This window comes from Hymenobacter qilianensis (genome assembly GCF_014489555.1).
GTDB classification, from domain to species: domain Bacteria; phylum Bacteroidota; class Bacteroidia; order Cytophagales; family Hymenobacteraceae; genus Hymenobacter; species Hymenobacter qilianensis.
In genome coordinates this window covers 4,151,298-4,164,440 of sequence record NZ_CP060784.1, presented here as the reverse complement: position 1 = coordinate 4,164,440, position 13,143 = coordinate 4,151,298, and the positions used below count along the sequence as shown (strand labels likewise).

9 protein-coding genes and 1 pseudogene are annotated in these 13,143 nt (G+C 55.3%); 5 read left to right on the top strand and 5 right to left on the bottom strand.

Annotated features, from left to right (window positions below; all coding sequences use genetic code 11):
- Positions 1 to 60: 60 nt before the first annotated feature.
- Entirely contained in the window at positions 61 to 1,014 is a 954-nt protein-coding gene (gene trhO, locus H9L05_RS18810; protein WP_187732210.1) for an oxygen-dependent tRNA uridine(34) hydroxylase TrhO, read from the top strand.
- A gap of 83 nt (positions 1,015 to 1,097) precedes the next feature.
- Here the strand turns inward: trhO and H9L05_RS18805 are convergent.
- Positions 1,098 to 2,520: pseudogene (locus tag H9L05_RS18805) on the bottom strand (Glu/Leu/Phe/Val family dehydrogenase).
- 162 nt (positions 2,521 to 2,682) lie between these two features.
- Here H9L05_RS18805 and H9L05_RS18800 point away from each other — a divergent pair.
- Positions 2,683 to 3,555: a nucleoside phosphorylase gene (locus H9L05_RS18800; protein ID WP_187732209.1), complete on the top strand. Its 873-nt coding sequence runs from the start codon at positions 2,683 to 2,685 to the stop codon at positions 3,553 to 3,555.
- A gap of 51 nt (positions 3,556 to 3,606) precedes the next feature.
- Here the strand turns inward: H9L05_RS18800 and H9L05_RS18795 are convergent, their stop codons facing one another.
- Positions 3,607 to 3,906: a hypothetical protein gene (locus H9L05_RS18795; RefSeq protein WP_187732208.1), complete on the bottom strand. Its 300-nt coding sequence runs from the start codon at positions 3,904 to 3,906 to the stop codon at positions 3,607 to 3,609.
- Positions 3,907 to 4,072: 166 nt separating this feature from the next.
- On the bottom strand, positions 4,073 to 5,032 hold the full coding sequence (locus tag H9L05_RS18790) for an acyl-CoA reductase (protein WP_317175019.1): 960 nt from the start codon (positions 5,030 to 5,032) through the stop codon (positions 4,073 to 4,075).
- 241 nt (positions 5,033 to 5,273) lie between these two features.
- On the opposite strand from H9L05_RS18790, the gene H9L05_RS18785 reads away from it, so the two are divergent.
- Positions 5,274 to 5,624, top strand: a complete 351-nt coding sequence (locus tag H9L05_RS18785; protein WP_187732207.1) for a 4Fe-4S dicluster domain-containing protein — start codon at positions 5,274 to 5,276, stop codon at positions 5,622 to 5,624.
- A 90-nt stretch (positions 5,625 to 5,714) separates the two neighbouring features.
- Here H9L05_RS18785 and H9L05_RS18780 read toward each other — a convergent pair whose 3' ends face one another.
- Together H9L05_RS18780 and H9L05_RS18775 are read right to left on the bottom strand one after the other, a co-directional pair.
- On the bottom strand, positions 5,715 to 6,959 hold the full coding sequence (locus H9L05_RS18780) for an N-acetyl sugar amidotransferase (RefSeq protein WP_187732206.1): 1,245 nt from the start codon (positions 6,957 to 6,959) through the stop codon (positions 5,715 to 5,717).
- Positions 6,960 to 7,043: 84 nt separating this feature from the next.
- Positions 7,044 to 7,961 carry a carbon-nitrogen hydrolase family protein gene (locus H9L05_RS18775; protein ID WP_187732205.1) on the bottom strand — a complete coding sequence of 306 codons (918 nt, stop codon included), beginning with the start codon at positions 7,959 to 7,961 and terminating at the stop codon, positions 7,044 to 7,046.
- Between the two features lie 223 nt (positions 7,962 to 8,184).
- On the opposite strand from H9L05_RS18775, the gene H9L05_RS18770 reads away from it, so the two are divergent.
- Together H9L05_RS18770 and H9L05_RS18765 are read left to right on the top strand one after the other, a co-directional pair.
- A complete protein-coding gene (locus H9L05_RS18770) occupies positions 8,185 to 10,815 on the top strand; it encodes a valine--tRNA ligase (protein WP_187732204.1) in 2,631 nt (876 codons plus the stop codon).
- Between the two features lie 154 nt (positions 10,816 to 10,969).
- Positions 10,970 to 13,099, top strand: coding sequence for a S9 family peptidase (locus H9L05_RS18765; protein ID WP_373285348.1), 2,130 nt, complete (start codon positions 10,970 to 10,972; stop codon positions 13,097 to 13,099).
- Positions 13,100 to 13,143: the final 44 nt, after the last annotated feature.

Genomic DNA, 13,143 nt, shown 5'->3' with positions numbered 1-13,143 from the left:
CGGAAACGCAGCATTAATTCGTCATTCTTAATTCTTAATTACTAATTCTTAATTACTAACATGGATTACCGCGTTCTGCTTTACTACTGCTATTCACCGATTGAGAATCCGGAGGCGTTTCGTGAGGAGCATCATCGGCTGTGTCTGCGTTTGAAGCTGTTGGGTCGCATCATTGTGGCGTCTGAAGGCCTCAATGGCACGGTGTCAGGATTGGCGGCCGACTGCGAGGAGTATATGCAGATAGTAAAAGCTGATCCTCGCTTTGCGGCCTTGGAGTTTAAGGTTGACGAAGCTCCTGCGCATACCTTTCAGAAGCTGCACGTACGCGTGAAGCCTGAAATTGTGCACAGCAGCCTCCGTCATGTGCGGCCTCACGAGCGCACCGGCCAACACCTCTCGCCCCAGGAGTTTAAGGCGCTTAAAGACCGCGACGATGTGGTAGTAGTCGATGTGCGCTCCGACTACGAGTACAATGTGGGTCGTTTTAAGAACGCCGTTACCCTGGACATGGAAAACTTCCGCGACTTCCCTGAGCGGGTAGAGCGACTAAAGGAGTTTAAGGACAAGAAAATCCTGACCTACTGCACGGGCGGCGTGAAGTGCGAAAAAGCTAGCGCCTACTTATTGGAGCAGGGTTTCGAGAACGTGTACCAGCTGCACGGGGGCATTATCAAGTATGGTATTGAAGAAGGTGGCGAAGATTTCGAGGGCAAATGCTACGTTTTCGATAACCGCGTGGCCGTCGATGTGAACAGCGTTAATCCTACCATTATTTCCTACTGCCACCACTGCCAGGCCCCTTCCGACAGACTCGTCAACTGCGCCAATCCGCACTGCAACGCTCACTTAGCGCTCTGCGAAAACTGTGGCCAGGAACTCGAGGGTGCGTGTTCAACCACCTGCCAGGCCCACCCCGATAAGCGGGCCTACGACGGAACGGGCACTTATTTTAAGCTGAGCAACAACTACCGCCCGGAGCAAGGCCTGCTATCTTATCGGGCTCCCACGTTGTAACTCCTGCGTTTGTTTTTATCAAAAAAAGCCCCCAGAACAGTTCTGGGGGCTTTTTAATGGCTGTCTAGAAAAAGGTGCGCAGGTTATGGGAAAATACCCAACGACTGGTAGCTGACACCCACTTTCTCAATGGCGCTGTAGAAGGCGGCCGTGCGCAAATCTTCAATGCCTTTTATTTGGTGCATTACCTCTCTGATCTCATGGTAAGCCACAATCATGGTGTCTTCCAGGCCAGAGCGCACGAGGCTGGTTTCGTCGGCGCCCTGAATGATCAACTCCCTTTCCTGGGCACTGATGCTCTTGCCGGTGGTTTGTTCGATGGTGGATACCAAGCGACGCAGGGAGGCTTCTTCCGCCCGTTTGCCCATGCGGCCAAAGCGTACGTTCGAGAGATTCTTCAGCCACTCGAAGTAGGAAACCGTAACGCCCCCCGCATTCAGGTATAGGTCGGGCAGGATGACAACACCGCGCTCTATCAGAATCTTTTCAGCATCCTTCGTGGTAGGGCCATTGGCTCCTTCAGCAATTATCCGGGCTTTGATACGAGCGGCATTACCCGCGTGAATCTGGTTTTCTAAGGCAGCGGGCAACAATACATCACACTCATACTCCAGCAGTTGGCTGGCTTCGGCTACGTTCTGTGCGCCAGGGTAATTCAGGATGGAGCCGCTCTCGGTGCGGTGCTTGAACACGGCGGCTACATCGAGGCCATCGGCGTTAAAAATGCCCCCCTCACGCTCGGCAATTCCTGTGATGATGGCGCCTTCCAGCTCGCAGAAGTGAGCCGCGTGGTAGCCTACATTGCCCAGGCCTTGCACTATGATGCGTTTGCCGGCCATACCACTGGTCATCCCGAGTTTCTTGAGAAGCTCCCCGTCGGCCAATAGCTCGCGCAAGCCGAAGAAAACGCCCAGCCCAGTGGCTTCCGTCCGGCCGCGGATACCGCCCTGGCCTACGGGCTTGCCGGTTACGCAGCCCAGCGCGTTGGTGTCGCCGAATTTGAACGCCAGATACGTGTCGGCAATCCAGGCCATTTCGCGGCTGCCGGTGCCGTAGTCGGGGCAGGCACGTCCATGCCCGGCCCGATGAGATTTTTCTTGATCAGTTCGCTGGCATAGCGGCGCGTTACGCGCTCCAGCGTTTCCACGGAGCTGGTACGCGGGTTGATTTTGACGCCCCCTTCGCCCCACCAAAGGGAACATCGACGAGGGCGCATTTAAAGGTCATAAGCGTGGCCAAAGCCATCACTTCCTCCTCATCTACATACACACTGTAGCGAATACCGCCTTTGCTGGGCAGCTTGTGGTGGCTGTGCTGCACCCGTATTCCCTCAAAAACCTGTACATGCCCATCGACCTCAACCGGGAAATTAACCTTGTAAATGCTGTTGCAGGCCTTAATCTGGGAAAGAATGCCCGGATCGAGTTTGGAAAACTGCGCGGCCTGATCATAGAACTGCAGTACGCTATTATAAAAGTCTTTTCCCTGAATTTGGGTGTTGCTCATGGGATGGGGCGTTGGTGGATGTATCTTAATTCCAACGAGTGAAGTCCGGAATCAGTTGTATCTCAACCGGAAGAGGACGAGCCCGCAAACTATGCCTGGGCCGCTGCGTAACAGTATATCACTAATTTGCCGCTTCCGCGTCACTTTCAAATTCCTCTTCCTATGCCTATTCTCGACTCCGAACTCATCCTGAATCGCGACGGCAGCGTGTATCACCTCAACCTGCTGCCCGATCATATTTCCGAAACTATTATCACCGTTGGCGACCCTGACCGGGTGGCACTGGTAAGTCAGCACTTCGACTCCATTGAAACGCAGGTAAACAAGCGCGAGTTTGTGACTCATGTGGGCTATTACAAGGGCAAGCGGATAGCGGTAATTTCTACCGGTATCGGCACCGATAACATTGATATCGTGCTTAATGAACTGGATGCGCTGGTAAATATTGACTTCGTAACCCGCGAGCCGCGGCCTCTGGAAGAGCGCATCACGCTGCGTATTATTCGGGTAGGCACCAGCGGCGCATTGCAGCCTGATATTCCATTGGGCGCGCACCTCGTGACCGAGCACGGCGTGGGCCTCGATGCCCTGATGCAGTTTTATCCGCTGGTAGAAACCGGCCTGGAGGTGGAAGTCGGCGCGGGCATACAAAAGGCCTTGCAGCTTGATTATCGGCCGTACTGCGTGCGTGGCCACGATCTTATTCGGGAGCAGATTGGGGCCGGCATGCTGACTGGCAACACGCTCACCTGCCCTGGCTTTTATGGTCCGCAGGGCCGCGTCCTCCGCCTCGATCTGCGTCAGCCCGACCTGATTAAGCAGTTCCAGAACTTCCGGTACGAAAGCGCCGAAGGCGAATTTCGCCTGACAAACTTCGAGATGGAAACTGCCGGCTATTACGCGTTGGGTCGCATGCTGGGCCACGAAATCGTGTCGCTGAATGCGATTGTGGCGAACCGTGCTACCGGCGAATTTGCCACCAACGCCGAGCAAACCATGAGCGATTTGATTGCCAAAACGCTGGATCGTTGCTGATAACTATTAACCAAAAAAGCCCCCCGGAGCATCTCTGGGGGGCTTTTTTGGTTAGTAAAAATCGAAGTGCAGGATGGCTCGCAGCGGAATGGTAGCTCCTGCTTTTAGCGTGATGTATTCTTCGTGGGCAGCCCACACGGTGGTTTGTACCCGCTTGGTGACGCCGTCAGCAGTTTGAAAATAGATATCCAGCTTGCCTTGGTACCCATTACCTAAGGTGGCAGCGCGCTCAGCATCACGGCGGCGCTTGCGCTGAGCTTCCGTATCAGGAAGCACATCCTCGTGGGGGAAGATTTGGCCGGAAATCGTTTCTTTTTCGATTGTCACAACATCGGTAAAGTCAGCGTTCATGGCACAAAGCGGTTAGGTGTTCAACGTGCTCGTAAACCAGCAGAAACAGCACCGTAAGACGGCAAAACGATTCAGCTCAAGTAAGCGCCCCAGGGCCTATGCATCTGTTTTATTTACGTCAAAGCCGTTAAAAAAGCCATCGTATCCACGCCATCGGCGTAGTCGCTCACGCTGGGGCACTGGGCCTGGCCAAAGGCGAAACTGCCCGGAAAAAGCCCCCAGCCGACACCAGGCACTGCGTCTGCTCGGCTACTTGCGCTAGTTGCTGCTGAAGGTCGGCCTCGTCGCGGTAGGTGCCGTAGTGCACTACCGAAATCGGCGACACGAGCTGGGCGCTTTCCGTGAGCAGCACAAAGCCGTTGTCTAAGTGGGGCACGCGGTTTACCAGCAGAATGCTTTTGTTGTAGTCGTAGTTGTTCTGATAGCGATTCTGCTCCAGCACGCGCTCCCAGGGCTGAAGATTATCGAGCAGCTTATCAAAGCGGTAGTCCTTCGGCACCAATAGCTTGGATACGTTGCGGCAGCCCAAGCCGTAGTACTGAAAGATGTCGGCACCCAATGCAGCCAGCTCCTCCGGGGTTTCCTGGCCGGTCAGAATGCCCAGGCTGGTGCGGTTGCGGCGAATGAGGTTGGGCTTATGGCGGAAATAATACTCAAAGTAGCGGCCCGTGTTGTCGGAGCCGGTGGCAATGAACGCGTCGGCGGCATTCAGGCGCTCCACGAAGGTGATGCGCTCAGCCATACGCGGCTCAATCCGCGTCAGCTCATCCACAATCCAATGCATCAGAAACTTGTCATCGGAGCTGGGTTTTGCCAACAGATTGTGCCCGCTGAGCACCACGCACAGCAAATCATGAAAGCCCACCAGCGGAATATTGCCTGCCATTACAACGCCCACGGCGCGCGGCGTAGGAGGCTCGGCGGGGTAGCGATTTGCCCAGGTCCGGAAGCTGTCTTCTTCCAGCAAACGCGCAATTCCGTCTAGGGCCGAGGCTACGTTGGGCGCATCGAACCACGAATTATTGTTGCGGGCCCGACTAAAGAGGTCGGCTTTTTCATCCTCGGTCAGGTGGCGGAGGCGCTGGCCAAGGGCAATGAAAGAGGCTAAACGTTCGGTATGATTCATTTTTCAGTGTTCTGATACGAGAAGAGGAGGAGTGGTACTACTACTACTACTTTGGCGGTATACTACCACTGCGGAGTAAGGCTTGGGGGCATTTTTTTATTAATCAACCCTCAAAGCTGAACATTCAAAATTAAAACAAGGTTAGTTTCTACTTTTGCTGGTCCTAACAAACTTTTGAGGGGCATCTTTGCGTAAGCGTAAATGTTCCATAACTAGTACCCAAACCAAGACGACTGCGGCTATGGCCATAATGATAACCGACGAGTGCATCAACTGTGGTGCCTGCGAACCTGAATGCCCCAACAACGCGATTTATGAAGGTGGTGCTCAGTGGCGCTGGGCCGATGGCACTTCTTTGAAGCAAGTGGAAGTGGATGGTGGAGCCGTAGTATCAGCCACGGCACCCCAAACCCCGGTTTCAGACGAATACTACTACATCGTGTCTGATAAGTGCACCGAGTGCGTGGGCTTCCACGAAGAGCCTCAGTGCGCCGCCGTGTGCCCCGTAGACTGCTGTGTGGACGACCCCGATCTGCGCGAAACTCAGGATGAGCTGCTCAAAAAGAAGGAGTGGCTTCATCTTACTGCTTAGAACGGGCTTGATATTTAAGATTCAGCTTAAAAAAGCCCCCAGAAACATTCTGGGGGCTTTTTTGGTTGGTTTATTTTCTAAATCAAGGGTTTAGGATCCGCAGTTGAAATACTTGTCATACGCCGACTCCGGAATCAGATTCAGCTGACTGAGCACTTTAATGGGCCAGCGCAGACGCCGAATAAGCGAATAGTTGTTGGGGTAGTCGCGGAATGTTTTGGGCGGCGCGGCTACAATCTGGTCGAACTCCGCGCGAGTGAGGCCCAGGCGCTTGATGCAGAGGTCAATCACGCGCGGGTCTTCGATGGAATTTATACGGGAGGTGCGCTCCAGCGCTTCTTCGCGCGTCATCTGGCCCGAGCGGATCAAGGCTGAGTAGTTGAAAAGCCGCCGGTCGATGTTGAACTTGGTGCGGTTGAGGTAATAGATAACGCTCTGGTACAGGTCGTCGAAGTAGTGCGCGCCCGGATTCACCCAGTCCAGCTCACGGGCAATCAGCTCGTCTACGTCGGCGCGCACATAGTCCACATGATACAGCAAGGTCACGGTCTTGATGCGGCGCACGAAGGCATAGTAGAACATCTCCTTCAGATCCAGATTAAAGCCCGGATCAGCCGGCGACCAGGGCCGCAGCGGCACTGTACCGAAGCGCTTGTGCACGGCCTTCAGGTAGCGGCCATCCAGATAGTTCCACGACAGGGGGCAAATTCCTTCCGTCCGAAAGCTCTGCCCAATCACCACGCGCTGAATGCCTTCTTTGGCGGCCACGCCGTAGAGCGCCGTAGCGATGCCTAGGTCAGTGCCTTCCTCCATATCGGGAGTGGAAGCTTTGAGAAAAGCAATTTTGAGGTCCTTGGACTCGCGCCAGTCGGAGGTGATGGTGCGCAGTTCCACGCCCAGCTTGCGGCAAGCCTTCACCATGTTTTCGCCTGCCACGGGGTTGCCGAAGCCATCATTGAAATGCACCGCCAGCGGGCGCAGCTTCAGCTTCGTGACGCAATACCAGAGCGTAAAGGAACTGTCGCGGCCGCCGCTTACGCCCAGCACGCAGTCGTACTTCTTGCCTTTGCCGGTGCGCTTGATGTCATCAGCCAGCTTTTGCACTTGCAGGCGGCCGGCTTCGCCCAGCGGAAAGGCGTGGTCCAGCTTATCGTGCAGGGCGCAGAAGCTGCACTCGCCGCGGTTATCAAACGCAATACCAGGCACGGTACTATCCATAATACACCGGGTGCAGCGCTGGGCGGGCGCTTTCAGCTGAAAAGCGGGCACAGTGGCAGCAGTTGGCTCAGTTGAGGTGATGGGAGCGCTGGAAGAAGGGGGAAGAGGAGCGGACAAGCGGCAAAGGAAAAGTGAACGACTATGAAATTTGAAGCTTTGCTTAGTAAGATTTATAACGTGAATAAAGAGATAGGCGTTATTTTAAAGCAACTTATCAAACTGATAGCCTTTGCGTTGGAGCATTTCGCCAATGGCCGTTCCCTGCTCCGGACGAACAGGGCGCGGCAAATCGGCCACTACCAAATCACCCGCAAACTCATTAAAAGTACCCTGGGCGCGTACGCCGCTCGCATCGACCGCTAACGAGCAGCCCACGCTTTTTTTGCCTTCATACGGCCCTCCCACAATATAGCCCACTGATGTGGTGCCCACCACCACCACATTGTACAGCCGCGCCAGAATGGAAAAGGGATTTACCCACTTTTCGCGGTACGGATCATCTTCTTCCGTCAGCGAATAATCGACGGTCCAGGAGGAAGGGGAGATAATAAACTCGGCGCCCATGCGAGCCAGCGTATGGCCGATGGGCAAGCCATCTAGGTAGTTGTCGGCGCAGATATTAACCCCGATTTTACCCAGAGGCGTGTCCACCACGTTCAGGGTCTGGCCTACTGCATAGAACGGTAATTCTACGGACAGCAAGTTGATCTTGTGATATTTAACTATAATTTCGCCTTCCGGATTTATCAGAATAGCGGCGTTGTAGTTGCGACCATTCAGACGCTCGGTCAGGCCCGCGCACACATAAATCTTATACTTGATTGCCTGTTGGCAAAGCAAGTCGCTGAAAGGTCCTGGAATGGGCTGAGCCTCGGTCAGGGCACTGGGATGCGTCCAGGCAAAGTCCAGCGTTTCGGGCAATAAAACCAACTCGCAGCCTTGTTGTGCCGCCTCACCGATCATGCGGGCGGCGCGCTCCAGGTTGCGTGCCGGCTCGCCGCCTTCTACCAGCAGCTGCCCCATCCCGATACGGACGGAGGCAGTGGGGGGCAAAATTACCGGCTCAGGCGTACTGAGGGCAGCTTTTGGTGCTTTTCGGAAAGAGAATAAAGCGGCCATGCCGATAGAAAAACGGTGAACGAAGCACTAAAAATAAAGCAAAAAACAAACTCGGCTTATCCTGGCAGATCGGTCAAGTCATTTTCGGCATCAAAGGTAGGATCAGAAGATAAGAATTGACATTCCTTTTCGGTTTAGCCAAACTGATGCTCTGGGGGGCATTTGCCCGGTTGAAATGCCTACTTTTGTCTTTGTTTAGAACTGAATTTGCCCCCCAGCGCCCATGTCCATCGCCAAAACCTATACTCCCGCCGACGTAGAAGCCAAATGGTACACACGTTGGCAGGAGCAGGGCTTCTTCAAAGCCAAGCCCAACCCGCGCAAGCCTGCCTACTCTGTAGTAATTCCGCCGCCCAACGTGACGGGCGTGCTGCACATGGGCCACATGCTCAACAATACCATTCAGGATGTGCTGGTGCGCCGGGCTCGCATGCAGGGCAAAGAGGCCTGCTGGGTGCCCGGCACCGACCACGCTTCCATTGCCACCGAAGCTAAAGTAGTAGCGCTGCTCAAGGAAAAAGGCATTGATAAGCGCGAACTGACCCGCGAGGAGTTTCTGGCCCACGCCTGGGAATGGAAGGAAAAGTACGGCGGCATCATCCTGGAGCAGCTCAAGAAGCTCGGCGCTTCCTGCGACTGGGACCGCACCCGCTTCACCATGGAGCCGGAGCTGACCGACGCCGTATTGCGCGTATTCGTGGACTTGTACCAGAAAGGCCAGATTTACCGCGGCATTCGCATGGTAAACTGGGACCCGCAGGGCCGGACCGCCATTTCCGATGAGGAAGTAATTGCCAAGGACACTCAGGCCAAAATGTACCATCTGCGCTACCCGGTAGTAGGGCAGGAGGGCCAGTTTTTGACCGTAGCTACCTCGCGGCCCGAGACCATTATGGCCGACGTAGCCGTGGCCGTAAACCCGAACGATGAGCGCTACAAGCACCTGCACGGCCAGCAAGTAAGCATTCCGTTGTTGGGCCGCGCCGTTCCGATTATTCTGGATGACTATGTAGCCATCGATTTCGGCACGGGCGCACTGAAAGTAACGCCAGCCCACGATTTGAACGACTATGAGCTGGGCGTAAAGCACAATCTGCCCGTAATTGACATTCTCAACGATGACGGCTCGCTGAATGAAAAGGCTGTGCTTTATGTGGGCCAGGACCGCTTTGCCGCCCGCAAGCAGATAGCCAAGGACTTGCAGGCTGCCGGCTTGCTCGACAAAATCGAGGAGTACGCCAGCGTGCTGCAAACGTCGGAGCGCACCGGGGCCGTGATTGAGCCGCGCCTGAGCATGCAGTGGTTCTGCAAAATGGACCAGATGGCCGAGAAGGCGCTGGCCGTAGTTGAGAACGATGAAATAAAGCTGCACCCGCCCAAGTTCAAGAACATGTACCGGGTGTGGATGGAGAACGTGCGCGACTGGTGCATCTCGCGGCAGCTGTGGTGGGGGCAGCGCATCCCGGCATATTACCTGCCTGATGGCTCCTTTGTAGTTGCTCTTTCTGCGGAAGAAGCTCTTGAAGCAGCACGTGAGAAGAGTGCTAACGCTGCTTTGACAATCAGTGATTTACGTCAGGATGAGGATGTGCTGGATACGTGGTTCTCGTCGTGGCTGTGGCCGATTTCGGTGTTCGATGGATTCAAGGATCCTGACAACCCCGACATCAACTATTTCTATCCCACCGACGACCTTGTAACGGCCCCCGAAATCCTGTTCTTCTGGGTGGCCCGCATGATTATGGCTGGTCTGGAGTATCGCAAAGAGGTGCCGTTCCGTAACGTGTACCTCACCGGCATCGTGCGCGACGACCAGGGCCGCAAGATGAGCAAGCAGCTCGGCAACTCGCCCGATCCGCTGGACCTGATTGCCCAGTACGGCGCCGATGGCGTGCGAACGGGTATGCTGTTCTCGTCGCCGGCTGGCAATGACTTACTCTTCGATATTCGCCTCGTGGAGCAGGGCCGCAACTTCACCAACAAGCTCTGGAATGCCTTCCGCCTGACTCAGGGCTGGGAAGTCAATCAGGAGCTGCCGTTTGCCAATGAAAAGGCCGTTGAGTGGTTCGCGGCTAAGCTGCAAAGCGCGCAGACGGAGCTGGATGAGCATTTCGCCAAGTTCCGCATGTCGGATGCGCTCATGACGGTGTACAAACTCGTGTGGGACGATTTCTGCTCGGTGTATCTGGAAATGATCAAGCCGGCTTACCAGGCGCCCATCGACCCGGCGACGCTGCGCCAGACCACGGCTTACCTCGAAACCTTGCTCAAACTTATGCACCCGTTCATGCCCTTCATTACCGAAGAAATTTGGCATGAGCTGGCCGAGCGCGGTGAGAAAGAGTACGTGTGCGTGGCCGCTTGGCCCAAGCCACAGCCAATGTCGAATGCTGCCGACATCCTCAGCCGCATGGATAAAGTGCTGGAGGTAGTAGCCGGCGTCCGCAACGTGCGCAATCAGAAAGGCATCGGCCCTAACAAGCCCCTGACGCTGGCGGCGAAAACGGATGAAACGGCATTGCTGCGCGACTATGACGGCGTAATTCGCAAGCTGGCAGCGCTCACCGACATCAGCTTCGTGGATGCTGCCCCAACGGGCTCTGTGAGCTTCGTGCTGGGTACAGGTGAGTTCTTCATTCCTCTGGAAGGCCACATTGATTTAGGGGCCGAGCGCGAGCGCCTGACCAAGGAAATCGAGTATGCCCGCGGCTTCCTGGAATCGGTGATGAAGAAGCTCAGCAACGAGAAATTCGTGCAAAATGCCAAGCCCGACGTGCTGGAGCGGGAGCGCCAAAAGCAAGCCGACGCAGAAGGCAAAATCACGGCGCTGGAGCAAAGCTTGGCCGCGCTGTAGAAACATGTTTTTATGAAAAAAGCCCCCCAGAGTGAACTTGGGGGGCTTTTTTGCGCATAAAAGTTTCCGGAGGGAAATAGCTGGCACTACAAGCAAGGCTGATTGATTTCAGTATCTTTAGCTTGTTCTAAACTCCAACTCAGCCTAACACTCTATGAATCATTCCTTACGCTGGCTGGCTGGCGCCTTTGCCCTGACGCTCGGCGTGGCGCAGGCCCAGACCCAGCCTACTACCTACTCCATGACCACTCCGCCTCTCGCGCCCATCAAGGCCAAGCAGCTCACTTCGCCCTTCGGTACCCGCACCGATAACTATTACTGGCTGAATGAGCGCGAAAACCCCGAAGTAATCAGCTACCTCAACGCCGAAAACGCTTATTTCGACAAGCAGATGGCGCCCGCCAAGGAGCTGGAAGACAAGCTCTTCAACGAGATTAAAGGGCGCATAAAAGAGCAGGACGAATCGGTGCCCTACCGCGACAACGGCTATTATTACTACACCCGCTACGAGGCGGGCAGCGAGTACCCGATTTACTGCCGCAAAAAAGGCGATATGAAGGCGCCGGAAGAAATCCTGCTCAATGCCAACGAGTTAGGTAAAGACAAAAGCTACTTTCAGATTGGTGGCTACGAGGTTAGTGACAACAACCTGGTCATGGCTTACGGCGCCGACACGGTGAGCCGCCGCCTGTACACCTTGCGCTTCAAGGATCTGAAAACGGGCAAGCTGTACCCCGAGAAAATCGTGAATACTAGTGGCAACGCCGTGTGGGCCACCGACAACAAAACGCTTTTCTACGCTAAAAAAGACCCCACCACGCTGCTGCCGTATCAGGTGTACCGGCACACGTTGGGCACCGACCCCAAGCAGGACGTGCTGGTGTACGAAGAAAAGGACAACACCTTCAACCTGGGCGTAGGCCGCACAAAGTCGAAGAAATACATCTTTATCGGCATGGGCAGCACCATGTCTTCGGAGCTGCGCTACATCGACGCCAGCAACCCCACGGCCGCACCCAAGGTATTTTTGGCTCGTGAGAGGGATCATCTGTACGACGTGGACCACCTGGGGGACAAATTCTATATCCGCTCGAATGCGGGCGCGCCCAACTATCGGCTGCTCGAAACGCCTGTGAGCAACACCGCCAAAACCGCTTGGAAGGAGATTATCCCGCACCGCAAAGACGTGTTTTTGGAGAACATGGAGCTGTTCAAGAACTTCCTGGTGCTGGGTGAGCGCAAGGAAGGTCTGCTGGGTCTGCGCGTGCGCCCCTGGAAAGGCGAGGAGCACTACCTCAACTTCGGCGAGCCCACGTACTCGGCCAGCATCAGCGTGAACCCCGAGTTTGACACGCCGGTGCTACGCTATTCCTACACCTCGCTCACCACGCCCAACTCCACGTACGACTACAACATGAACACTCGCCAGAAGACTTTGCTCAAGGAGCAGGCCGTGCTGGGGGGCTTTAACAAGGAAGATTACGTGACGGAGCGCGTGTACGCCACGGCCAAAGACGGCACCAAGATTCCGATTTCCATTGTCTATAAGAAGGGTTTTAAGAAAGACGGCAATGCGCCGGTGCTACAGTACGCGTATGGCTCCTACGGCATTATCTCCAACGCTACCTTCAGTGCTGCTCGTCTGAGCTTGCTGAATCGGGGCTTTGCCTACGCGCTCTGCCATATCCGGGGCGGACAGGAAATGGGTCGGCAGTGGTACGAGGATGGCAAACTGCTGAAGAAGAAAAACACCTTCACCGACTTCATCGACTGCTCTGAGTTTCTGATTCAGCAGAAGTTTACCTCGCCCGCCAAGCTGTTTGCCCAGGGCGGCAGCGCCGGCGGCCTGCTGATGGGCGCCGTCGTAAACATGAGCCCTCAGCTTTACAAAGGCGTGTTGGCGGGCGTACCGTTCGTTGACGTGGTGACCACGATGCTGGATGAAAGCATTCCGCTGACTACCGGCGAGTACGACGAGTGGGGCAACCCCAACAAGAAGGAGTACTACGACTATATGCTCTCGTACTCGCCCTACGACAACGTGAAGAAGCAGCCGTACCCCAATATGCTCGTTACTACCGGCTTGCACGATTCGCAGGTACAGTATTTCGAGCCTGCCAAGTGGGTTGCCAAGCTCCGCACTATGAAAACCGATAACAACCTGCTGCTCCTGCATACCGATATGGCCGCGGGCCACGGCGGTGCTTCCGGCCGCTTCAAGTCCATCCGCGACGTGGCCCGGCAGCAGGCGTTTATGCTGATGCTCCTCGGAATCAAGTCGTAAAATCTGTCCATAAAAAAGCCCCCCAGTCACTTGATTGGGGGGCT